22 protein-coding genes are annotated in these 24424 nt (G+C 52.3%); 9 read left to right on the forward strand and 13 right to left on the reverse strand.

The genetic code is table 11. The features are described 5' to 3' along the window. Nucleotides 1-8 precede the first annotated feature (8 nt). The 6 genes from Q7T66_RS00140 to prmC all read left to right on the forward strand — a co-directional run bounded on the left by Q7T66_RS00140 (nucleotide 9) and on the right by prmC (nucleotide 7858). Nucleotides 9-1418, forward strand: a complete 1410-nt coding sequence (locus Q7T66_RS00140) for a FecR domain-containing protein (protein ID WP_304931198.1) — start codon at nucleotides 9-11, stop codon at nucleotides 1416-1418. A gap of 20 nt (nucleotides 1419-1438) precedes the next feature. Continuing rightward, a complete protein-coding gene (locus tag Q7T66_RS00145; RefSeq protein WP_304931199.1) occupies nucleotides 1439-3838 on the forward strand; it encodes a CHASE2 domain-containing protein in 2400 nt (799 codons plus the stop codon). 94 nt (nucleotides 3839-3932) lie between these two features. Further along, nucleotides 3933-5222 carry a glutamyl-tRNA reductase gene (hemA, locus tag Q7T66_RS00150; RefSeq protein ID WP_304931200.1) on the forward strand — a complete coding sequence of 430 codons (1290 nt, stop codon included), beginning with the start codon at nucleotides 3933-3935 and terminating at the stop codon, nucleotides 5220-5222. Between the two features lie 123 nt (nucleotides 5223-5345). Further along, the gene (prfA, locus tag Q7T66_RS00155) at nucleotides 5346-6428 is read left to right on the forward strand and encodes a peptide chain release factor 1 (protein ID WP_304931692.1); all 1083 of its coding nucleotides are present in this window, start codon (nucleotides 5346-5348) and stop codon (nucleotides 6426-6428) included. A gap of 82 nt (nucleotides 6429-6510) precedes the next feature. Further along, nucleotides 6511-7002: a disulfide bond formation protein B gene (locus Q7T66_RS00160; protein ID WP_304931201.1), complete on the forward strand. Its 492-nt coding sequence runs from the start codon at nucleotides 6511-6513 to the stop codon at nucleotides 7000-7002. A 13-nt stretch (nucleotides 7003-7015) separates the two neighbouring features. Next, nucleotides 7016-7858: a peptide chain release factor N(5)-glutamine methyltransferase gene (prmC, locus tag Q7T66_RS00165; RefSeq protein ID WP_304931203.1), complete on the forward strand. Its 843-nt coding sequence runs from the start codon at nucleotides 7016-7018 to the stop codon at nucleotides 7856-7858. A 38-nt stretch (nucleotides 7859-7896) separates the two neighbouring features. On the opposite strand, the gene Q7T66_RS00170 is transcribed toward prmC, so the two are convergent. The 7 genes from Q7T66_RS00170 to Q7T66_RS00200 all read right to left on the reverse strand — a co-directional run bounded on the left by Q7T66_RS00170 (nucleotide 7897) and on the right by Q7T66_RS00200 (nucleotide 14271). Beyond that, nucleotides 7897-8421, reverse strand: a complete 525-nt coding sequence (locus Q7T66_RS00170) for a TlpA disulfide reductase family protein (protein WP_304931204.1) — start codon at nucleotides 8419-8421, stop codon at nucleotides 7897-7899. A 114-nt stretch (nucleotides 8422-8535) separates the two neighbouring features. Further along, nucleotides 8536-10500 (reverse strand): M48 family metallopeptidase, encoded by a 1965-nt coding sequence (locus Q7T66_RS00175; RefSeq protein WP_304931206.1) that lies wholly within the window; start codon nucleotides 10498-10500, stop codon nucleotides 8536-8538. Between the two features lie 102 nt (nucleotides 10501-10602). Then, nucleotides 10603-11193, reverse strand: a complete 591-nt coding sequence (locus tag Q7T66_RS00180; RefSeq protein WP_304931208.1) for a LemA family protein — start codon at nucleotides 11191-11193, stop codon at nucleotides 10603-10605. A gap of 96 nt (nucleotides 11194-11289) precedes the next feature. Next, nucleotides 11290-11943, reverse strand: a complete 654-nt coding sequence (locus Q7T66_RS00185; protein WP_304931209.1) for a BON domain-containing protein — start codon at nucleotides 11941-11943, stop codon at nucleotides 11290-11292. After that, nucleotides 11924-12532 carry a phosphoheptose isomerase gene (locus Q7T66_RS00190; RefSeq protein ID WP_304931210.1) on the reverse strand — a complete coding sequence of 203 codons (609 nt, stop codon included), beginning with the start codon at nucleotides 12530-12532 and terminating at the stop codon, nucleotides 11924-11926. Before Q7T66_RS00190 ends, Q7T66_RS00185 begins: the two co-directional genes overlap by 20 nt. Before the next feature lie 55 nt (nucleotides 12533-12587). Continuing rightward, entirely contained in the window at nucleotides 12588-12962 is a 375-nt protein-coding gene (locus Q7T66_RS00195; protein WP_304931211.1) for a YraN family protein, read from the reverse strand. A 7-nt stretch (nucleotides 12963-12969) separates the two neighbouring features. After that, complete coding sequence (locus Q7T66_RS00200; RefSeq protein WP_304931212.1) at nucleotides 12970-14271, reverse strand: penicillin-binding protein activator; 1302 nt, start codon at nucleotides 14269-14271, stop codon at nucleotides 12970-12972. A 12-nt stretch (nucleotides 14272-14283) separates the two neighbouring features. On the opposite strand from Q7T66_RS00200, the gene rsmI reads away from it, so the two are divergent. Further along, nucleotides 14284-15255 (forward strand): 16S rRNA (cytidine(1402)-2'-O)-methyltransferase, encoded by a 972-nt coding sequence (gene rsmI, locus Q7T66_RS00205; RefSeq protein ID WP_370691582.1) that lies wholly within the window; start codon nucleotides 14284-14286, stop codon nucleotides 15253-15255. Here the strand turns inward: rsmI and Q7T66_RS00210 are convergent. The 6 genes from Q7T66_RS00210 to Q7T66_RS00235 form a co-directional block, all read right to left on the reverse strand. Continuing rightward, nucleotides 15252-16310, reverse strand: coding sequence for a septal ring lytic transglycosylase RlpA family protein (locus Q7T66_RS00210; protein WP_304931213.1), 1059 nt, complete (start codon nucleotides 16308-16310; stop codon nucleotides 15252-15254). The two genes, rsmI and Q7T66_RS00210, sit on opposite strands and share 4 nt — an antisense overlap. A gap of 67 nt (nucleotides 16311-16377) precedes the next feature. Then, nucleotides 16378-17481 (reverse strand): rod shape-determining protein RodA, encoded by a 1104-nt coding sequence (rodA, locus tag Q7T66_RS00215; protein WP_304931214.1) that lies wholly within the window; start codon nucleotides 17479-17481, stop codon nucleotides 16378-16380. 89 nt (nucleotides 17482-17570) lie between these two features. After that, complete coding sequence (mrdA, locus tag Q7T66_RS00220) at nucleotides 17571-19478, reverse strand: penicillin-binding protein 2 (RefSeq protein ID WP_304931215.1); 1908 nt, start codon at nucleotides 19476-19478, stop codon at nucleotides 17571-17573. Nucleotides 19479-19512: 34 nt separating this feature from the next. After that, nucleotides 19513-20028, reverse strand: coding sequence for a rod shape-determining protein MreD (gene mreD / locus Q7T66_RS00225; protein ID WP_304931216.1), 516 nt, complete (start codon nucleotides 20026-20028; stop codon nucleotides 19513-19515). Continuing rightward, nucleotides 20025-21017, reverse strand: a complete 993-nt coding sequence (gene mreC / locus Q7T66_RS00230; protein ID WP_304931217.1) for a rod shape-determining protein MreC — start codon at nucleotides 21015-21017, stop codon at nucleotides 20025-20027. Before mreC ends, mreD begins: the two co-directional genes overlap by 4 nt. A gap of 161 nt (nucleotides 21018-21178) precedes the next feature. Next, entirely contained in the window at nucleotides 21179-22222 is a 1044-nt protein-coding gene (locus Q7T66_RS00235) for a rod shape-determining protein (RefSeq protein WP_112990254.1), read from the reverse strand. Nucleotides 22223-22535: 313 nt separating this feature from the next. On the opposite strand from Q7T66_RS00235, the gene gatC reads away from it, so the two are divergent. After that, nucleotides 22536-22838, forward strand: coding sequence for an Asp-tRNA(Asn)/Glu-tRNA(Gln) amidotransferase subunit GatC (gene gatC, locus Q7T66_RS00240; protein ID WP_304931218.1), 303 nt, complete (start codon nucleotides 22536-22538; stop codon nucleotides 22836-22838). Nucleotides 22839-22919: 81 nt separating this feature from the next. Then, entirely contained in the window at nucleotides 22920-24377 is a 1458-nt protein-coding gene (gene gatA, locus Q7T66_RS00245; protein ID WP_304931219.1) for an Asp-tRNA(Asn)/Glu-tRNA(Gln) amidotransferase subunit GatA, read from the forward strand. Nucleotides 24378-24424: the final 47 nt, after the last annotated feature.

A 24424-nucleotide genomic window follows, 5' to 3' on the forward strand; every position in this document is an offset into this window, starting at 1 on the left:
GAGACGACATGCGCATTCCCTTTCAAAAATTGATGCTGGTCGCGGCACTGACGATAGGGTCACTCCTCTTCGTCAGTTTGCCCGTTTCCGCTCAAACCCCGGGCAGCATCAGAGTCAACACAGCCAGCATCACCTATTACGCCCAGTCGGGCGACACCCTGATCTCCATCGCGCAACGCCTGACGACCAAAACCGGCAACTGGGTCGCCATCGGTCAAGCCAATAAAATCAACAAAGACAGCAACATCCCTATCGGCACTGCGATCATCATCCCGGCAGAACTGCTGGCTGATGAACCTAGCGAAGCCACCGTGATTGCACGCAATGGCTCCATCACTGCAATAGCAGCAGATGGCAGTTCCACAATATTGAATATCGGTAGCCGTATCACTGAAGGCATGCGCATTACAACCGAAGCAAACAGCTTCCTGACGATTGCACTGGTTGATGAATCGCGTGTTTCTGTGCCATCCAACAGCAGCGTACTGATTACCAAACTGCGTAAATCCCTGTATACCGCCAGCCCACGCACAGAAGTTAAATTGATGCGCGGTCGTGTTGTGTCTCGCGTGTCGCCGCTGGATGTGAATCGTGGCCGCTTCGAAGTTCATACGCCCTTGTCTGTTGCCGGCGTGCGCGGCACATTATTCCGCGTCAGCATCAACAATCAAAAAGTCGCGACTGAAGTATTGGAAGGCCGCGTCGCTACTGGTTCGCAACAAGCACCGGAAACCCGACTACTAGCACTCGCCAAAGGCAATATCATCACGCGCGATGTGATCGGACCTGCAATCGATTTGCTGCCGCCACCAAAACTGGCCGACACACCTTATCGCCAGGATGACGCCGCGAAATTCAACATCGAACCGATCGCCGATGCGCGCGCCTATCACGTTCAAATCGCCCAAGATGGCGAGCTGCTGAATTTGCTGGCAGAAGCCAATAGCAATTCCAATGAAGTCGTGATCAACAATATTCAGGAAGGCAATTACTTCATACGCATTGCCGCGATCGATAAATTCGGGCTGGAAGGCATGCCGCGCACGATGGCTGCCAACATCAGAAATCGCGAATCAGTAAAAGCACTACCTACGCAAGCTGCGCCATCTGTCGCCGATGGCAATCTGAAGGAATTGGTGCTGCGCTGGCCGGGTTCTGCCAACCAAAAGTACAACGTACAAGTTGCACGTGATCTGGAATTCAGCTGGCTGTTATTCAGCACCAGTGTCACTGGCAATGAGATCAAACTTCCGCGTCCATCCTTTGGCACTTATTTCGCGCGCGTACAAAGTGTCAATGCCGATGGCAGCAGCAACCCGTTCTCGTTCGCACAAACATTGATCGTCACTGATCAATGGATCATCAATGACGGAAATCCCTTGCGTCCGAAAGAAATCTCGCGCAATAGTTTCCGTTAAGTCGCACCATCCTGTCCTTGATGAAAATCCGCTGGTTTACCCCATTCAGGCGCCGTCTCGCGCTGCGCGAATGGCTGGCGCTGCTCTTCATTTTGATCGCGATTGCAGCGGTAGTAAGTTGGCAAAATGGGTTGAGTCGACTGGATCAGTCGCGCTATGACTTGTTCTTATCAACGGTCAATAAACCAACTCCGGACAACATCATCATTGTGGCTATTGATGACTACAGTCTGACGCAACTGGGCCGCTGGCCATGGCCGCGCGCGACACATGCCGAACTGTTCAAACAACTGAATAAAGCGCATCCACGCGCAATCGGATTCGACGTCATCTTGTCTGAGCCAGAACCGGCGCCAAGCGACGGCACTTTATCCGGAGACCAAAAACTGGCTGATGCCTTGCAAGAAAACGGCCGCACTGTCTTGCCGTTGACCATCACCAATGCAGGCTACGGCTTGACCGCAAGATTGCCTGCGCCTGAACTGGCACACGCAGCCGGCGCCTTAGGCCATATCAATTTGACGCATGATAACGATGGCGTGGTACGCAGTGTATTTTTACGGGAAGGGAACAATGGCTGGTGGTGGCAAAATTTTTCTGCCGCGCTGCTCAGCCTAGGCGAATCGCAACAAGCGATATCCGCACCGCCTAAAAGCGAAGTGCAAACGAATATCGCGGGCATAGACAGTTGGCAGCGGGCGGACCAAATGTATATTCCGTTCGCTGGCAACGTTGGCTACATTCAATCAATCCCATACGTGGCGGTATTACGCGGTGAAGTCCCTGCTGAATTTTTCACTGACAAATACGTATTGATAGGCGCTACTGCACCGGGCATGACAGACTCGTATCCGACACCGGTTTCCGGTGGTACCGGGGCGATGCCCGGTATCGAGATTCATGCGCAAATACTCAGCAATTTATTGCAGGGAAAAAGTATACATTTCGCCACGCCACTAGAGACGGCACTGTTTTCCAGCATTCCAGTATTTATGGCGATGTTGGGATATTTGCTGCTGTCGCCGCGCCGCGCTTTGTTCGCTGCAGGCTTTTGGTTATTGGTTACAGTTGCCACCAGCTATATTGGTTTGCGCTTCATGGACATCTGGCTGCCGCCATCAGTCGCCATCATTGCGATCGTGGTGTCTTATCCTTTATGGAGTTGGCGACGACTGGAAGCCGCCATCAATTATCTAGGTCAGGAATTTGCGCGCCTAGATAGAGAACCACATTTGCTGCCGGAAGAAAAAACTACATCGACAAGCGAAGATGGCACTGATGTGCTGGAACAGCACATCAGTGCCATGAAAAAAGCCGCGCGTCGCGTGCGTGATTTGCGCCAGTTTGTTTCTGACAATCTGGATAATTTGCCGGATGCCACGCTGGTTACATCCGTCGACGGCCACATCCTGTTGGCCAACCGACATGCAAAAGATTATTACTGGAGCCTGGGACGTGACGATGTGCGCGGGGTGTCGGTCATTGAATTATTGGCGCAACTCAAAATGCCGGTGCCTGTCGATCAAGCCATCAATCTCTCTTTTGACTGGCCGCATCTGCTCGATCGTGGTCATGCGCAAGCCTTGCTCAACGGCGTCTCTGCGCAAGATCACACTGGTCGCGATCTGCTGGTTAAAAGCGGCCCTTGTTATTCGGCCACGAATTTGCTGACCGGCTGGATTGTCAGCATTCTGGATATCTCAACGATACGTGCGATCGAACGCAGCCGTGATGAAACCTTGCGCTTTTTGTCGCACGACATGCGCGCACCACAAGCATCGATACTGGCCTTGCTGGAACTACAGCATGAAAGCTCTTCCGAATTGCCACAGCAGGAACTCTTTAGTCGGATTGAAAAAGCCTGTCGCAAGACACTAGGCCTGGCGGATAATTTTGTGCAATTAGCGCGTGCGGAATCGCAGGAATATCGACTCGAAGAAGTCGATTTCCAGGACTTGTTATTTGATGCCTCCGATGAAATGTGGTCGCTGGCAAAAAGCCGACACATCGATCTTAAAGTCGATATCGCGGAAGGTGAATATCCAGTTAATGCCGACCGTACCCTGCTGACCCGTGCGCTGAGTAATCTGATGTCAAATGCAATCAATTACAGTCCCGATCACACCACGATCTTGTGCTCACTGTGGTCGGAACAAGATGGCGAACAAACGCGCGTCGTCTGCAGCATTCGCGATCAGGGTTATGGCATTGCCGAAGCCGATCAGAGCAAACTCTTCCAGCGTTTTCAACGTGTCGATTTGCCTAATCAACCGCGCCACGATGGCGTCGGCTTGGGGCTGGTCTTTGTCAAAACCGTTATCGAACGCCATTTAGGCGAAATTAGCTTCGTCAGCGTAGCGGGCGAAGGCACCACTTTCACGCTTAGTCTGCCGCTATATCGCGATATTTCAGCGCTATAAAAACGCATCATTGGATGCCTAGCGGCAAGAGCCTCGTGCCATAGTGCAACAGGCTATAATATGCATCGATTCCATCCGAATGTTGGTGCCATAAATGCAACTGCTAGCCGTCGGCCTCAACCACACTACCGCGCCTGTTTCTCTGCGCGAAAAGGTAGCCTTTCCTGCTGACCAACTCGGTCAAGCAGTGGCTTCCGCACGAGGTTGGTATGGCCGCAGCGATCAGCAAAATATTTCGGATGAAGCAGCAATCCTTTCGACCTGCAATCGCACTGAGCTGTATGCGGCCAGTCGTCAACCAGGCGGCGTGACTGAAGCAATTGATTTGACCGCGCACTTCCTCGCGGATTATCACAAGCTGCCTTACTCTGAATTACGTCCCTTCCTGTACGCACTGCCGCAAGATAATGCAGTACGCCATGCATTTCGCGTCGCGTCAGGTCTGGATTCAATGGTCTTGGGCGAACCGCAAATTCTTGGGCAGATGAAAGATGCGGTGCGCCAAGCAGACGCTGCCGGTGGACTCGGCACGTATTTGCATCAAATGTTCCAGCGCACGTTTGCGGTTGCGAAAGAAGTTCGCAGCACGACAGAAATCGGCGCGCATAGCGTATCGATGGCAGCTGCCTCGGTGCGTTTGTCGCAACGCATTTTCGATAAGCTCTCTGAACAAAACGTCCTGTTCATAGGCGCCGGTGAAATGATCGAGTTGTGCGCCACGCACTTTGCCGCACAAAATCCACAATCACTCACGATCGCCAATCGCACACTTGAACGGGGCGAAGTACTCGCACATCGCTTCAACGGTCGCGCGATTCGCCTTGCAGATTTACCGGATCAATTAGCAACCTACGACATCGTTATTTCATCGACTGCTTCGTCATTGCCTATCATTGGTCTCGGCATGGTGGAGCGCGCGATCAAAGCGCGCCGCCATAAACCGATGTTCATGGTTGATCTGGCCGTGCCGCGCGATATCGAACCGGAAATCGGCCGTCTCGATGACGTCTTTCTTTACACCGTCGATGATCTCGGCACCTTTGTCAAAACTGGTGTGGAAAATCGCCAAGCCGCAGTGGCGCAAGCAGAAGCGATTATCGAAACGCGTGTGCAATCCTTCATGCACTGGATGGATGCGCGCGCAGTAGTGCCAGTGATTCAGGATTTGCATGAATCCAGCGAACTGATGCGCATGATAGAACTGGATCGTGCGCGCAAATTACTGGCGAAAGGTGAAGACATCGACGCAGTCCTGGAAGCACTCTCAAAAGGCTTGACTGCAAAATTTCTGCATGGCCCACAACAGGCCTTGAACAATGCACAGGGCGACGAACGCGCGCGCCTTGCTGCTCTGTTACCGCAACTCTTCCGTACCAAGCGCTAGCGACGCTCTCTCGCTTATCTGCACGCTGCGCAGCAGTGTTTGCAGAATCTTTGTTTGCCATCAGTTTCAAGAACTGCTGCAAGCCACCAGAATTAACCCACGCATACAAGACCGAACACCATGATGAAACCATCCATGCTCAGCAAGCTCGATCAATTGACCGAACGCTTGGCTGAAGTGAATGTGCTGCTGATGCAGCCAGAGGTCACGTCCAATATGGACAACTACCGCAAGCTCACGCGCGAACATGCAGAGCTCGGCCCGCTGGTGGCGCTGTACGGTAATTACACGCAAGCCGATAACGACATCAAGGACGCGCAAGGCATGCTGTCCGATCCTGACATGAAGGAATTTGCGCAAGAAGAAATGACCGCTGCCAAAGCGCGTATGGAACAGCTTGAGATCGATCTGCAAAAAATGCTGCTGCCGAAAGATCCTAACGACGAGCGGAATATTTTTCTGGAAATTCGCGCCGGTACGGGTGGCGATGAATCCGCGTTATTCGCCGGCGATCTGCTGCGCATGTACACACGTTTCGCCGAGCGTAATCGCTGGCAAATAGAAATGGTGTCCGAGTCTGCATCGGAAGTTGGCGGCTACAAGGAAGTGATCGTGCGGGTGGTCGGCAATGGCGCATATTCAAAATTGAAATTTGAATCCGGAGGCCATCGTGTCCAACGCGTACCCGCTACAGAAACCCAGGGTCGCATCCACACTTCAGCTTGCACCGTCGCAGTGATGCCGGAAGCCGATGAAGTCGAAGACGTCAACATCAATCCAGCCGACTTGCGCATCGATACGTATCGCGCATCCGGCGCCGGTGGTCAGCACATTAATAAAACCGATTCCGCAGTGCGCATCACGCATCTACCGACCGGCATCGTGGTTGAATGCCAGGATGATCGCAGCCAGCACAAGAACAAGGCCTCCGCATTGAAAGTATTGGCGGCGCGTATCAAGGATGTGCAATTGCGCGAACAGCAATCGAAGGAAGCGGCGACACGCAAATCCTTGATCGGTTCGGGAGATCGCAGCGAACGCATACGCACGTATAATTTCCCGCAAGGCCGCATGACCGATCACCGCATTAATCTGACTTTGTACAAACTCGATTTCATCATGGATGGCGATCTGGCCGAGCTGACTAATGCGCTGGCGGCAGAGCATCAAGCGGATTTGCTGGCCGCGCTGGCCGACGTCAATTGATGATGTTGGAGACAAGCGCATTTGATGCAACTTACTTGATGGATACGACTCATACCGAGCACTGTTTTTCCAGGATCAAACAATGAAAAAAGCTAAACCCGTTTTACTCGCAGTCGCCTTCGTATCATTGGCGCTGTTAGCCTTTGCACTGTATCTGCAGCATGTCGAAAATATGCAGCCATGTCCGCTGTGCGTGATCCAGCGTTACGCGTTTGCTGCAATCGCCATCATCTGCCTGATTAGCGCATTCCGTAAAGAGGCGACCGCCAAAGTTGGTGCAGCCTTGGCCTCATTGGCATCTCTCGCAGGCGCCGGTGTCGCGGGCTGGCACATTTATATCAAGGCCAACCCAACCGTATCTTGCGGCATCGATCCTTTGGAAACATCGTTGAATACGATTCCTACCGCCAAGCTGCTGCCGTTTTTGTTTCAGGCTGATGGTTTATGCACGACCGCATATGCACCCATCCTTGGACTGTCTTTGCCACAATGGTCGCTGGTGTGGTTCGTCGTGATTGCCATCTTCCTGCTGCGCACTGCTTTCCAGAAAAAGTCTGGATACGCTTCGTTTTAATACGCTCGCGCACATGACGCCTATTCTTGCAGGCACTACGATTGCTGCCGTCATGCAGCGCGCGCCAGTAGAGCAACTGGAGGCGCGCATGCTGATTGGTCACGTCACGCAATTGACCCGCGTGCAACTGATCACGCAAGCCGAGCGCGCATTCAGCGATGCTGAAGCAACGCAACTCAACACCTTGTTTCAACGTCGCGTCGCAGGTGAGCCCATGGCTTACTTGCTGGGCGAACGCGAATTTTTCGGGCTGACATTTAAAGTCGATCCTGCTGTGTTGATTCCGCGTCCGGATACTGAATTGCTGGTTGAATTGGCTTTGCAGCATTTGCCGCAAGATGGTCGCGTATTGGATATGGGCACCGGCTCTGGCGCAATTGCCATTGCGATTGCGCACACGCGTCGCGATGCGCAAGTTACCGCACTCGATGTGAGTGAAAGCGCATTGCTTGTCGCGCAAAGCAACGCACAAAATAATCAGGTTGAAGTTGAATTTTTGCGTAGTGACTGGTTCACGGCATTAGCAGAGCAAGTCGCTGAACAACAATTTGATTTGATCGTTTCCAACCCACCTTATATCGTCGCTGACGATCGTCATTTATCTGAAGGTGATTTACGCTTTGAGCCGATAGATGCGTTGACCGATCATGCAGATGGCTTGTCGGCATTGCGCATTATCAGCAAACAGGCCGCAGATTATCTGTCTGACGATGGCTGGTTATTGATGGAGCATGGTTACGATCAGGCTGAAGCTGTACGTGACTTATTGAAGCAAGATGGCTACACGGAAGTACAAAGCTGGCGTGATCTGGCAAACATCGAACGTGTGAGCGGCGGCAAGAAATCCCGCGCTTGAATTCAGTAATACGGTTTGCAATAACCTAGACCATCAACTCAAGCAGCCAGTTCTTTTTCCAGCAACTGATGCAAGGCGGGGAAATCAGGTTCCCCCACATATTTCTTGATGATGTGACCATCCTTGTCGATCACCAACGTGGTCGGCGTCAATTGAATATCACCAAAAGATTTTGCCAGCGTACCTTGCGTATCAAGCGCCACGGTGAATGGCAGCTTGCGCGTCTCGACAAAATTCAACACATAGTTAGGTGGATCGTAAGCCATAGCGACTGCAACAAACTCCAAACCTTGCGCATTGTATTTCTTGAAGGTCTCTATCATCTCAGGCATCTCTTTCACGCAAGTCACGCACGAGGTTGCCCAAAAATTAATCATCACAACCTTGCCGCGCAAATCCTGTGATGTGATTTTCTTGCCCTGCAAATTGACGAAGGTCACGTCCGGAATCACTTTTTTATGCGACACCGACAAGTAACCAACCACAGCGATCGCGATGACAATAAGTAATGCCACCAGCTTGAGCCAGTTACGTTTGGGAGCTGCGGGAACTGATGTTTGCATAATCGACAATCCGGGATGTGACGCCTGTGTACTTTTACCTTTGAAGCTGCGCCCATTATAGTCAGGTCCAGCGCTCAGTGTTTAGTCGGAAAAGCTAAGGATAGTTATCAGCTTTTATGACAATGAGGCATCCGGCCACCCTGATGCGGTGTAGACAGTGGCGACTGCGGCTGGCATAGGCGCTTCAATCGCTGCGCACATTGCTCGCAGCAAATCGGCCAACGATAGCGGCAAGGGCGATTCACCGGCGATTGCCAGCAAGGATTTGATCAATGCGGGATTCGCCAATGGTGCCAACTGATTGGCTTTGTCCAATGCGGTTTTTATTTTTCCGTAACTCAAAGCAGAGATCGCTATTAAGTCTTTTTCACACAGAAACAGATGCGGAGAAAAATCTGCCGCGCGCATAAACAAGGAATGAGCAGGGTGTTGCAACAATGGCGCTGCCACATGTGCAACCAGAGAAAACAAAACATGACATTCCGGTTTCAGCTCAGTCACTACGGAATATTTAACATGCACCGCGCGATTCGCCTGTGCAGCAAGACGGCGCACCAGTACAGTTTGCAAAACGAATTCATTCAAGCTCACACGATGATCGCTGGCTATCATGCGTTGAAATTGCGAGAGCATGGCATCACGATCTGCCATCGGTAATTGCCGCAGTGCCGGCACCACCAAATCGAGTAAAGGTAAACGCGCATTGGCTGGTAAACGTGCAATCGCGGCGGCAAGTTTTATAACCTGATCAGCTTGTTTTGGCAGATGCTCAATCAAACATTTTTGCTGCGGACTTTGATCTTGAGCAGGATCAAGCAATAGCGCGTAAACCAGCAAGGGAGCGCCGTATGGATCATGCACTGCGCGGTCGATCTCTGGACACAATCTGATTTTGGCGAGCGTACTTACTCCGTATGCCTGAGTCGCAACTGCGACGATTTCATCGCTGGCGGCATGCGCATTTTCCACTGCATCGACCAGCGCAGTAGCAGCATACGGAATATCAGCAAGCGCTGGCGAAGTAGGAAGTTCTCGGACAGCGAGCGTAGGCGCATCCATCATTGCCACATCGCGTCCATAGATACGGCGCAAGCGCTCGGACAACGATGGGTGCGTCGCAAACCATCCTGCCAACAAACTGGGCCGTACTGCGCTCAGGAAAAAATGCGACAGCTGCTCTGCATTCCTGTGCTGGATCTGCGAGACAGCACGCCCTTCTTTCATCAAGCCACCGATCTTGCGCAAGGCATTGCCGAGGCCATCGCGATTACGCGTAAATTGAATGGCACTGGCATCGGCCAAATATTCACGATGCCGCGAGACTGCCGATTTGATTATTCGTCCGAAGAACAAGCCGATATAACCGATAGCAAAGAGCGTAGCGCCAACTACAAAAAATGCGATGTGCACTGGCGTACGTTTCTTGACCAAGGAATCTTCTTCGGTGACCAGCACACCGGCTTCCATAATCTGTCTGCCGAAATCGGCAAACATCTGTATGCCAAACAACACGCCGATCAAGCGAATATTCAAACGCATATCGCCATTCAGAATGTGACTGAATTCATGCGCAACCACGCCTTGTAGTTCATCGCGCGTCAAGCGATCAAGCGTGCCGCGCGTGACGGCGATGACGGCTTCATTAGGGTTGTAGCCCGCTGCGAATGCGTTGATCGATGCTTCCTTGTCCAGCAAATAAACCTTAGGGCAGGCAATGCCGGATGCGAGCGCCATCTCTTCCACGACGTTCAGCAAACGGCGTTCCAACATGTCGCGCGTATTCGGCTCGACCATGCGGCCACCGGCCATGCGCGCCACGGCGTCGCCACCATCACGTAGATTAAACATCTCAAGCAAGGTGCCGCCGCCTATCAATATCAGCGTGATGAGCGTATTGGTTTCGAAAAATCCGCGTGGATATGAGTGGGGGCCTGAGAAAGAGCCGCCTTGTGCGTAGATGCAAATCAAGGCCATCGCAAAATTAACCGCAAGCACAATGGCAATCACGGCGAGCGCGAACAGCAGCACCAGCATTTTGGTCTGCCGTCTTGCGTGATCTTGCTGCTCGAAGAAATTCATGTCGCTGCGCGGGATTTTGCTGCGCGCGTATGACGCACGGACACAGAGGCTAGACCCATGCGGCTACGCTCGCCCACTGCTGAATGTTGATGCACTTAACGCTCAGAACGCAACTTTGATCGCTTTGCGTTCTTCCGGCGACTCTGTCGATTCCAGCAACTCTGCGGTTTTGAAACCGAAGGAATTGGCAATCACCGAACCGGGAAACTGCTGGATCGCTACGTTGTATGACATCACGCTGTCGTTGTAACCCTGACGTGCAAAGGCGATGCGATTTTCCGTGCTACTGAGTTCTTCGCTCAATTGCATCATGGTTTGATTTGCCTGCAAGTCGGGATAGGCTTCCGACAATGCAAACAGCTTACCGAGCGATGCGTTCAGCACACCGTCTGCAGCGACCATCTGTTTGAATGCAGTGCCATCAGCCAGATTGCCGGAGACTTTGTTGTTGGCATCGACCGCATGATTGCGCGCCGAGATAACGGCTTCCAGGGTTTCGCGCTCATGCGCCATATAGGCTTTGGCGGTTTCGACCAAATTAGGAATCAGGTCGTAGCGACGCTTGAGCTGCACATCGATTTGAGAAAACGCATTCTGGAAATAATTGCGCAAAGCGATGATGCGGTTATAAACGCCAACACCCCAGAATATGACGACTGCGATGATGGCTAGTAAAACGAGCACTGCTGTCATGGTCTCTCCCAATGAAAAAGCCGCGCGACAAACTGTCGCGCGGCTTAATATAGCATCGCAAAACCGCCGATTGTTGGTCGGCGGTATTATTTATGACTATTTTGGTGGTGTGCTGTCTGTTGTCGTGGTGAGCTGACGGTATTCCTCTTCCGAGATGTATTCAAAAACCTTGACCACTTTTTGCACGCCATCTACGCCGCGCGCAATGTCAGCCGCAATATTGCCTTCACGCTCGGTTACTCGTCCCATCAGATAGACGATGCCACGCTCGGTCACCACCTTGACAGCATTGCCGTAGAAATTTTTCTGATCCAGGAACGATGCCTTGACCTTGCCAGTAATGAGCGTGTCATTGGAACGTGACGAGAAGCTGGATGCTTCGCCTATGCCCAGCTCATTGATGACCGATTGCACACCCTCGATTGCAGCCACTTCACGCTCGGCGGCTGCCTTCGATGCTTCGGCACGCACTTCACCCGTCAACAAAACCTTGCGGTTGAAACTGGTGACCTTAACGTTATCGCTTTGCGGAATAACACTGTAAATACGGCTGTCAGCCTTGAAACCGATTGCCTTGTCTTCCGTCTGCGCACCGATTGTGCGGCGGTCAGTCACTGCCAGCGCACCAACTGCAGCGCCGCCGACCATGATGCCGACGCAACCTTGCAGACTTACCAGCACAGCACCACAAATCAGTGCGGCAGCCATCGGACGTCGTACTGCATTCAAACTACGCTTCAAATCCATCATTCTCATCCCCTCCAAATAATGCGACGTCGATGCCGTCGCACAAACAATGTATCGTTAATAAATGCACTTCCTGTATGCGTGCAGTACGGTCGTGCGGGACGCAGATATGTACATCTGCATCGGTAATTAATTTTGCCATCGCGCCGCCGCCTTTGCCGGTCATTACGACTACCCGCATATCGCGCTCAAGCGCTGCTTCAATGGCGGCAATCACATTGGCCGAGTTACCGGATGTCGACAACGCGAGCAAGACGTCGCCGGATTGCCCGAATGCCTGTACCTGCTTGCTGAAAATTTCCTGGTAACTGTAGTCGTTGCCGATGGCGGTCAGGATCGAGGTGTCGGTTGTCAGTGCAATCACTGGCAATGGCAAACGTTCTCTTTCAAAACGTCCCACCAACTGCGCCGAAAAATGCTGGCAGTCAGCAGCAGAACCGCCATTGCCGCAGGCCAGAATCTTGTTCCCGTTAGACAGGGCGCCGAACATTAGTTCCACCGCTTGTTCGATAGGACGCGCCAATAGTGAGGCGGCTTGAATTTTCAGCTCGGCACTTTCATGGAAGTGGCTGAGTATGCGTTGATTGATCATGGTGTCGTGAATTATAGAGCAGTCCATCGCGAGAAGTCGCATGGCATGGGAGGATTCAGGATTCGATTGCGTTTTTCAGCCAGCTCATCTCGTTGCCATCGATTGCAATCACGTCGAAGCGACAGGCGGGTGGCATCTTGTAACGCTGCAGAAAAATGTGCGCCGCAATGATCAGACGTTTTTGCTTGGCGGGCGTGACGCTGGCGGCTGCACCACCGTGATCCTTGTCGGCACGCTTTCTGACTTCGACAAAAACCAGTGTGTCCTTCGCTTGCATGATCAGATCGATTTCGCCACCTTTGCAGCGGAAATTACGTTCTACCAGCGTCAAACCTTGTTGCTGTAAATAAGCGAGCGCATCGTCCTCGCCGATTTGCCCGCTGATCTGTTTGGCAGTCCGCGGCCGACTCAGGAAGGCAGGTAGACGCATACGCGTATCAAGGCGTTTCCAGCGGCTGCACGATGCCGTCGCGATAAATTGCTGGCTGCATGATGCGATCAAAATGTGGTGCGCCCTGACCAAAACGAATTGCCAGTTTGCCGGTTACGCCATCCAGATTGAATTCGTTTTGCTTGATCGCGATATTGTGTGCGACCCGATAAGCATCGATGCCTAGCGCATACAGACGTTCGATATCAGGACTGATGCGCTGTTCGCCAGTTTTGGTCAAATGAGGATAGGCCATCACGGCGGCGTGATCAGACTGCAATTGCCATGGCATATCGAGCATACGCACGCCTTCCAGATCCATCAATTTATCCGCGCCCGCCCAATCAGCCAAAGCCAGCGGATTCAACTGCGAGGTGCCAACCAAAGGTACGTCACCACCGATCGCCAAACGCAGTTGTATGGTTTGTGCGGCATCGAGCGCGACAAAAATCAGTGCCGGCTTTTCAGTCTGTATGCGTTTTTTCAATTGCACCAGCGCGTTGGCATTGATGAAAGTGCCGGTCATGCCTAACTCCATCGCTTCTGATGCCAGGCCGAGGTGACGCCATTCCGTCGTAAATGCTTTTACCGCACGACGCTGCCACGATGCATTGGTAGAAATCGCAAATGCCTTGAGTCCAACCTTGCGCGCGCCCAGCCAATCGGCGATCTGACGTGCTTCATCTTCTATCGACAAACCCATCACCAACATATTTGTTGGCAAGCGCATTTCAGTGCCATCTGCAGCATCGAGTTGGGCCAATGCAATCGTCGGTTTACTAACGTTGCCATTTTGCGCAATCGCGGTCGCGCCACTGCGCGTCAATGGACCGACCACAATGTCGTTACGCATCACAGCATCCAGATAACCGGACAATACGTCTTGTGCAGAATCGCCGGTTTCCACCAGATTCACGACTATGTTTGCTGGCTCGTATTGATACGCCGCCATGAAGCCGGAACGCACCGCGTCAGCAACTTGTGCCAGTGACTCTGAGCGACGTGGCAATAACAGCGCAATTCTTACAGGTGGCAGACGAGTAACGACTACTGGCATTTCCACCGCTTCGATAATCGGGCCGTTGCTCAAATCGTCGTTGTCTTCGCGCGGCAAAGCAAGATCGGTTTGCGCGAGTTGCATACGATCCAAGACTGAACGCTGGGCTTGAATGCCGGTTACACTTGGAAAAGCGCTGTTAGCCGCGTTGATAGCGCCACCGATAACAGCAGTTGTATTTGCCTGTACAGGCGCGCACAATCCGCTGATGGCCGCAGCCAGCACAAACATTCTCGCTAAATTTCCCAACATCCGATTCTCCCAATGACTGAACCAACCGACAGCACATCCACGATCTTGCCGCTTATGCAAGACACCTTGCATGATGCACTCCCGAATTTATTGCATGAAGTAGTACGCGACGTCGAGCGGCAGACTTATCCTTCGGCGACATTATATGTGGTGGCCACTCCGATCGGGAACGCAGGTGACATATCGTTGCGCGCTTTGCACACTTTATCGATAGTCGATGCCATCGCTTGCGAAGACACGCGCAATACCGGCCATCTTTTAACGCGCTATGGCTTGTCAAAAAAACTCATCGCGGCACATCAACATAATGAGCGTGAAGTGGCGGAAACATTGATCCGCCGTTTGCAGGCGGGCGAACGGATTGCATTGGTATCGGATGCCGGCACACCTGCAGTATCCGACCCGGGTGCACGCATCGTTGATGCGGTACGTAATGCAGGCTTGCGCGTCGTGCCCTTGCCGGGCGCATCTGCTGCAGTGGCGGCGTTATCGGCCAGCGGCTTGCTGAATGATCAATTTTATTTCGTCGGCTTTTTGCCAGCCAAAACCAAACAGCGCGAAACAGTTTTATTCAATCTAAAAAGCGTAGCTGCGACGATGGTGTTTTACGAAGCGCCGCATCGCATCATTGAAACCGTAGATGCCTTGGTAGCGATGTTCGAGCCGGCCCGGCACGTCGTGTTCGCACGCGAACTCACCAAGATGTTTGAAGAAATTCATCGCTGCACATTGGCCGAAGCGCATGCGTGGATCAATGCGGAAGCGAACCGGCAAAAAGGTGAGTTTGTCGTGCTGCTGGAAGGCGCACCTGCCGCCGGTGATCAGGATGAAATTGAAGCCGAACGCATCCTGACGATTCTTTTACAGGAATGCTCAGTCAAACAGGCGGCGACACTTGCCGCGCACATCACAGGACAAAAGAAAAATGCCTTGTATGACCGTGCGCTGCAAATGAAAGCCAACAGCGAAGCGGATGAAGATTAACGCTGAACCACAAATGGTTTAACGCCGGCGGTTCCCTGCACTTGCGCAGCGGCAGCCGCGGCGGCTTCGCGCGTAGCAAACGGACCACTGTACAAACGGAATAAATTGTTCGACGGTTCGACCGTCAACTGCGGCAAGGCATTGCCCGCATCTTGCGCCAGACGTGTGCGTACGCTTTCTGCATTGGCCGCTTGTGAATACGCGCCGAACTGCAAATAAAATCCACTCGCAATTGGCGTCGTATTTGTCACCACGTTCGTAGTTGTAGTCACTGTTGACGAAGCATTCCGCTCCGGTACAAACGCAACCGGCTGTATCGCCGCTGGTGCCAACTGCGTAGCCTCCGTAACCGGCATCGCAACCGCCTCCATCGCGACAGCGGATGTAGATGCGTTGCCTTCATTCGCCAGAATTTGTTCTATATCAGCCGGCAACAAACGCTCGACTTGCAATTCAGCACTGCCATGCCCGATGTAACCCAACTTCAAAGCCGCGGTGTACGACAGATCGATTACGCGGCTCGAATGAAACGGGCCTCTATCGTTAACGCGCACGATCACTTGTTTGCCATTGCTGATATTCGTCACGCGCGCATACGAAGGAATCGGCAAAGTCGGGTGTGCGGCCGACATTTTGTACATATCGTAGAGTTCGCCGGATGAAGTTTTTTGACCGTGGAATTTCTTGCCATACCAGCTACCGCGCCCAGTCTGCTTGAAAGGCTGCTCATCGGTAATCGGCGTATATTTTTTACCGAACACCACGTAAGGCTTGTTACCGCGCGTTGAATACGGCTCAATGCGCGGCTCTGCGTCTGGCAATTCCAGCAAGCCTTCTGGCGTCACATCGCCCGGACCATCATCTTTGTAATAACCACCGCGACCGGAACCGGCGGGCGGCAATACTGGATGCGTTGCGCTACCAGAACGCGCCTGTGGCTTGCCGGATGTAGAGGTTTCGAGAGGTACGCTGCTACAGGCAGCCAGCGCTAGAATCGGTAGCAAGACCAGAATGCGCGAGGTGTAAAAATTGGATGTGAAGAAATTCAATTGCATTGCTTACTCCTGATGATGGCTGCTTGCCTGTCACGCTGACGGCAAGCAGTGAACCTACAGTCTCATATCAGCTTTGCATCAATTTTCTATGGCGCTGTATGCTCATCAAAATACCCACGCCCAAACCGAGCGTGACGAATGCGGTACCGCCATAACTGACAAATGGCAAAGGTACGCCGACCACCGGCAAAATACCGCTGACCATGCCCATGTTCACAAATGCATAGGTGAAGAAAATCATCGTGATCGCGCCCGCCAATAATCGGCTGAACAAGGTCGGTGCATTCGCCGCAATAATCATGCTGCGCCCGATCAGCAATAAATATAGCAATAACAAGATGCTGTTTCCGATCAGGCCAAACTCTTCTGAAAAGACTGCAAAGATAAAATCTGTGGTGCGTTCGGGAATAAATTCCAGATGTGCCTGCGTGCCATTCAACCAGCCTTTGCCAGTCATGCCACCAGAACCAATCGCAATCGTCGATTGGATAATATGAAATCCCTTGCCTAGCGGATCAGTGGTTGGATCAATCAGCGTCAGTACCCGGCCTCGTTGATAGTCATGCATCATGGTCCAGACTATCGGCAAACTGGCCAGCATTGTTATCACGGCTGCCACGATGACTTTCCACGACAAGCCGGCAAAGAAGATCACATAAAATCCGGCAGCCAATACCAGCAAGGATGTGCCTAGATCCGGCTGACGCATGATCAAACCGACAGGTGCGACCAGCAACAAACCCGCAACCAAAAACTCGCGCCAGCGCGTCATGCCTTCACGTTTTTGAAAGAACCACGCCAGCATCATCGGCATCGCGATCTTCATGATTTCGGATGGTTGAATGATCATGCCGATATTGATCCAGCGTCGTGCGCCATTTCTGATCAGACCAAACATCGCGACACCTATCAGCAAACTCACACCAACGATGTATAGCGGCACCGCAAAGCGCATCAGTGTCTGCGGCGGAATCATCGCCGCAATCCACATCACCATGAAGGCGATCATGATGTTGCGCACATGATCCTCAACCCGGCCAGGGAAATCGATGCCGGCAGAATATAGCGTGATCGTGCCCAGGGTCAGGATCAAGCCGACGATCAAAATCAAGGGGCCATCGAATACCTGCACATACGGCTGAATGACTTGCCATGGCGAACGCTTGTTCATGCGCGCTCCGATCGCAATGCTCGCAGGTTTGCATGCGATAACAATCGCATCAAACCATGCTTGAACGGAGGGCGAGAAATCGTCATGGATTAATCCGTAAGTTCATTTTCTGGAATAGGTGCAGCTTTGACAGCTGCCTTGACGTCAGGACGCTTGCCCAGCAAATAAAAATCCATCGCAGCCTTCGCAATCGGTGCAGCAGACGCAGCACCAAAACCACCATTCTCAACGATGAGGGCGATCGCTATACGTGGATTGTCGGCCGGTGCAAACGCTGTGTACAAAGCGTGATCGTGGTGTCGATCCGAGATTTTGCTCGCATCATATTTTTCACCCTTTTTTATCGCGATCACTTGCGCTGTACCTGTCTTGCCTGCGGAAACATATTCCGCTTTTGAAAACACGCGGGCTCCGGTACCTTCTTTATTAACACCCACCATCGCATTCTTGATGATGTCGATATTCTCTTGCTTCAATGGTATGCGGTAACTTTCTTTCGGCACTGTCAGCGTACGTTCGCGCGTTACGCCATTTTCAATTTCTCTGACCAGATGGGGCTTCATGACGATGCCATTATTGGCCAGCGTGGCGGTTGCATGCGCCAACTGCAAAGGAGTAAACGAGTTATAACCTTGACCAATGCCGATCGAAATCGTTTCGCCGGCATACCATCTTTTTTGCTCAGGCTTTTTGTACGCGGCAGCTTTCCATGCCGTCGATGGCAACACACCGGTCCGTTCGAATTTGAGATCGATACCGGTCTTCTGACCAAAGCCGAACGGCTTCATGAAGTCATGAATCGTATCGACGCCCAGATCATTGGCCAGCAAGTAGTAATAGGTATCGCAAGATTGGACGATCGACTTGTACATATCGACCATGCCGTGTCCGCCCTCTTTATCATCGCGGAATTTGTGGTTACCAAACCAGAAGTAACCTGGATCAGCAATCGCATCGGACGGTTTGCGCCTACCCAGCTCTAGCGCAGCCAAAGCCATGAATGGTTTATAGGTAGAACCTGGTGGATACGCACCGGACAAAGGACGGTTCAACAGAGGATGATCGGGCGAATTATTCAGCAAATCCCAATTCTGCTGATCGATACCTTCGACAAACAGATTCGGATCAAAGGTCGGCATCGATACGTAAGCCAGCACATCGCCGGTCGAAGGTTCAATCGCAATCAATGCACCGCGTCGATTGCCAAAAGCCTGCTCGACCACTTTTTGCAGTTCAACATCGATAGACAAAATCAGGTTATCGCCAGGTGTCGCGGCAGTGCGCGACAAGGTACGAATAGGACGACCACCAGCGGAGACTTCCACTTCTTCGTAGCCGGTACGTCCGTGCAATTTATCTTCGTAGTTTTTTTCCAGGCCTTCTTTACCGATGTGTTCGGTACCGCGATAGTTGGCCGCGTCGTCGCTTTCATCGATGTCCTTGGCTTCACGCGTATTGATGCGGCCTATGTAACCGATGACATGCGAGGCGACTGCACCGAGCGGATATTGACGGAACAGGCGCGCCTGAATTTCAACACCTGGGAATCGATAACGTTGCGCAGAAAATCGTGCGACTTCTTCGTCGGTCAGGCGTACGCGTATCGGCGAGCTGGCGAGATTGCGCGACTCTTCTTGCAGCTTCTTGAAGCGACGGCGATCTTTAGGCTGGATATCGACCAGCGTGGCCAAGTCATCGATTACTGCTTCAAGATCGCCATCGATTTTGGATGGTGTGATTTCCAGTGTGTAGGCCGAATAATTGCGCGCCAGGACCACACCGTTTCGATCCAGAATCAAGCCGCGATTAGGTACGACCGGCACTACGGAAATGCGATTGTCTTCGGCTTGCGCGACATAATCGTTATGTTTGTACACCTGCAACCAAATGAAACGCGCCATCAAACACGCAAACATGACAAACACCAGTGCACCCGCCACGGATAAGCGCAGGCGGAAGAGATGTAGTTCGCGTTCGGTATTTTTTAATTCAGTCATACGGCGTCAACACCGGCTTGTCGGATGTCGCACATTAAATCGGCCGCGTATCGTCGCGATTGATGGCACGACGTTGCGGCGCAAGTAATATCCATGCGACCAGCGGCCATAACAAAGCAGCCACAGCACTTTCGGTGAAGTACAACCAGCCTGGAAATCTGCCACCCACCATCAAGCGTACGATCAGCTCAACTACCTGCGCCACCAACAGCAACAGGAACACATGCAGCGCTTGTATGCGGGCAGGGAACCACAACACACGTCTATGCACCATGATCGCGAAGTAAGACAGCAGCGTGTAAGCCAGTGCATTTTCACCGAGCACGGCAGCATCATGCACATCCATCAGCAAGCCCATGCAAAATGCGACGCCGATGCCGACTTTGCGCGGCTGATGCATGCTCCAGAACACCAGGATCAACGCGACAAAATCCGGTATACCTATCAGTTGTCCCCACGGCAGCAAGTTCAGTAAAAAAGCGCCTATCAAACTAACCGCAATAAACAGCGGGCTGGCTGGCAACAGTATGTAATGTGGCTGATGATTCATCGTGTTGATGTGGCCGGCTGAGATGATGAAGGCACGGGCGGCGTTTCAACGATGCCTTTGCCCGAGGTACCGTTGGTGCGACTTGCAGCGTGCCGCAAGATGCCGGTCATTTTTGCGTTCTTGTCTTTGGTATCGTCTGGCGCACGCGGCTCGGCTTTGTTCGCCGTCAACAGAATCAGCAATTGACGATTACGATCCAGACCTGCGGAAGGCTGGCACACGATGCGCGCAAATGAATCTGCTGATTTGTTTTCAACCAGCGACACCGTGGCAACCGCCAGGCCCGCAGGATAAACGCCATCAATACCGGAAGTCACCAACACATCGCCTTTTTGAATATCCGCATTGGTCGGCATGAAGCGCAGATCGAGTACATTCGATTGGCCGCGACCATACGCCACGCTACGCAAGCCATTGCGCACCACTTGCACCGGAATCGCCTGATTCTTGTCGGTCAATAATGTGACTTCAGAAGTAAATGGAAACACGCGCGTGACCTGCCCCACCACACCGATATGATCAATCACCGGCTGACCGAGTTCTACACCATGCTGAATCCCGCGATCCAGCACAATCTTGCGTGTGAACGCATCGCGCGTGTCGTACAGAATTTCGCCCATCACTGACTTCACCGGCAAGCGTTCGCTGGTACCGAGCAAATGACGCAGTTGCGCATTTTCCGCCAACAGTTGCTGACCTTGCTGCAAGGTGCGCGCGTTGGCTGTTTGCTGCAATTTGAGTTTTTCGTTTTCCGACTTGGTATCGGAGAGAGAGGTGAAATAATCGCCTATCGAATAAAAGACATCGCGCGGTGCGAGCGCCACAACCTGCAACGGATACAAGGCGGTGGAAATGACTTGGCGCACCACGGCGAGCGAGCGCATGTGCGAATCAACCCCTAGCAGGATCAATGCGATCAGGGCGAAGAACACCATCTTTGCTCGTGCCGAGGCACCTTGTTTGAAGAGTGGTGGCGGGCTGTATTCCATTTAATGCTTGTTGGCGAACCTGCCGAAGACCATCTGTGCAGACTGCGCTGTCAGGACCTTGCGTCCTGCAGCGGCAGCTTGCGTTACAAAGAATTGTGCTTTCATGACAGTGTGCATGTCAGCCCGTTAGATAAGCGTGTCGATAAAAACGTTTGGTCGAATTACTCGTAAGAGAAAATCGAACCCAGTTTATCCATACGTTCCAGCGCCATGCCCGAACCGCGTACCACGCAAGTCAGCGGGTCTTCGGCCACGATCACAGGCAAACCGGTTTCTTCCATCATCAAACGATCCAGATCGCGCAACAAGGCGCCGCCGCCGGTCAACATCATGCCTTTTTCAGCGATGTCGGCACCGAGTTCTGGCGGTGTTTGTTCCAGTGCGTTTTTGACAGCGGAAACGATGTTATTCAGAGGATCGGTCAGCGCTTCGAGGATCTCGTTGCTGGAAATCGTGAATGAACGCGGGATACCTTCGGACAGATTGCGACCTTTGACTTCCATCTCGCGCACTTCTGAACCTGGGAAAGCCGAACCGATTTCTTTCTTGATCGCTTCAGCAGTTTGTTCGCCGATCAGCATGCCGTAGTTACGACGGATGTAGTTGACGATCGCTTCGTCGAATTTGTCGCCACCAACGCGGATCGAACCTTTGTAGACCATGCCGCCCAGCGAAATGATGCCGACTTCGGTCGTACCGCCGCCGATATCGACCACCATCGAACCAGTCGCATCTGATACTGGCAAGCCGGCACCGATCGCTGCAGCCATCGGCTCTTCAATCAGATAAACCTGTGCAGCGCCTGCGCCCAGAGCAGATTCGCGAATCGCGCGGCGCTCAACCTGGGTAGAACCGCAAGGAACGCAGATGATGATGCGTGGGGAAGGTTTAAAGAGTTTGGTGTCGTGCACCATGCGGATGAACTGCTTGAGCATTTGCTCGGTGACTGTGAAGTCGGCGATCACGCCGTCTTTCATCGGGCGGATCGCCTCGATGTTGCCCGGTACTTTACCCAGCATCTGCTTGGCTTCTTTACCGACGGCCATGATGGTTTTTTTGCCGTTCGGGCCGCCTTGCTGGCGAATCGCAACAACTGACGGCTCATCCAACACGATACCCAGGCCACGAACATAAATCAGAGTATTGGCGGTACCCAAGTCAATTGCCAGGTCATTCGAAAAATAACTACGTAAATATCCAAACATGAATTGTCCCGGTGCGCAGCGGTGGCGCGCTTAATAAATATGAAAGAAAATAAGAAAGTAATGAGTCAGCGACGATGTAACTAACTGAATAACCAAGCATTTATTACCTGCGGCAGCCCAATATCAGCGCCAGCAAGGCATTAACCCGATATTCTACCTTATAATTTACATTAAATTAGCCGTCCAAAACGCCAAAAATGTAAGCGTAATGCTTCATTTTGTGAAGCTTTTGTCGGCACAAGAAGACTTTTGCACGCCCTGATTCTTTTCTGATTTTCTTAACATTAAACTGCGGCCCGGCCGCGATCCAACCATGTCTCTAGCACTTTCCGATGTAAAACGCCTCTCGACGCTCGCGCAAATTGACCTTACCGATGCGCAATCCGAACAAACTCTGGATAAGCTGAATGGCATTTTTGCGCTCGTAGAACAATTGAGCGCGGTCGATACAACTGGCGTCGAACCTTTAAACCATCCAATCGCCATGCTGCTGCCGGATCTGTCGCTGCGCCTGCGCGAAGACAAAGTCAGCGAAGAAAATCGCCGCGACGACTACCAGCAAGTTGCACCCGCCACGCAAGATGGTTTGTATCTGGTGCCGCAAGTTATTGAATAAGTTTTAGCGCGTTTTCAGCAGCAACCATGCGACGCGCAATCGGAACAAACATCGTTCCGCAACCGAACACCGATATTGATCATGCATACCAAAACCATCAAAGAATTATCTGTCCTGCTGCAGACTAAAAAAGTCTCTGCGACTGAATTGTCGAAGTTATTCCTGGACCGGATCAAGGCCAGCGATTTGAATTCATTTCTGCATGTGGATGAAGCGCTGACGCTGCAACAAGCAGCCGCCGCAGATCAACGTATTGCGAGTGGCGACACAAGCGTATTGACCGGCGTGCCTATCGCTCACAAGGATATTTTTGTCACACGCGGCTGGCGCTCTACCGCCGGCTCGAAGATGCTGGAAAACTATGTCAGTCCCTTCGACGCCACCGTCGTTGAAAACTTCAACCAGGCTGGCATGGTGACCTTGGGCAAACTGAATTGCGATGAATTCGCGATGGGTTCGTCGAATGAAAATTCCTACTTCGGCGCAGTCAAAAATCCGTGGGATAAAACGGCAATTCCAGGTGGCTCGTCCGGCGGCTCTGCTGCTGCAATTGCAGCGCGTCTGACGCCTGCATCAACCGCAACCGACACCGGCGGCTCGATCCGCCAACCAGCCGCTTTGTGTGGCGTCACTGGCATCAAACCAACCTATGGCCGCGTGTCGCGCTTCGGCATGATCGCTTTTGCATCGTCTCTTGATCAAGGCGGCCCGATTGCAAAAACTGCGGAAGATTGCGGCTTGTTGCTGAATGCAATGTGCGGCTTCGATGAACGTGATTCGACCAGCATCGAACGCGAGAAAGAAGATTTCACACGCGATTTGAATGTCCCGCTGCAAGGTTTGAAAATCGGTATACCGCGCGAATATTTCGGCGAAGGTTTATCCGCCGACGTAGAGCAAGCTGTACGCGCTGCGCTGAAAGAATATGAAAAACTGGGCGCCACGCTGGTCGATATCTCGCTGCCGAAAACCGAGCTGTCGATTCCAACGTATTACGTCATCGCACCAGCCGAAGCATCGTCCAATCTGAGTCGCTTCGACGGCGTGCGTTACGGCTTTCGCGCCAAGGATTACACCGATTTATCCGACATGTATTGCAAGACACGCGCGCAAGGTTTTGGCGATGAAGTCAAACGCCGCATCCTGGTTGGTGCTTACGTTTTGTCGCATGGTTATTACGATGCCTACTATCTGCAAGCGCAAAAAATTCGCCGTTTGATCGCGCAGGATTTCCAGGAAGCCTTTACCAAATGCGACGTCATCATGGGCCCAGTTGCGCCAACAGTAGCATGGGATCTGGGCGATAAAGCTGACGATCCAGTCGCAAATTATCTGGCCGACATTTTTACCCTTTCCACCAGCCTTGCAGGTTTGCCGGGCATGTCGATCCCTTGCGGTTTCGGTCAGGGCGAAAAGAATGCAAAGCGTCCGGTTGGCCTGCAAATCATTGGTAATTATTTCGCCGAAGCAAAACTGCTGAACGTCGCGCATCAATATCAGCTAGCGACTGATTGGCATTTGCGCCAGCCTGCAGAATAAATACGCACACGCACACAAAATACGCAGTCACATACGCTAACAAGCGA

Source organism: Herminiimonas sp. (genome assembly GCF_030655415.1).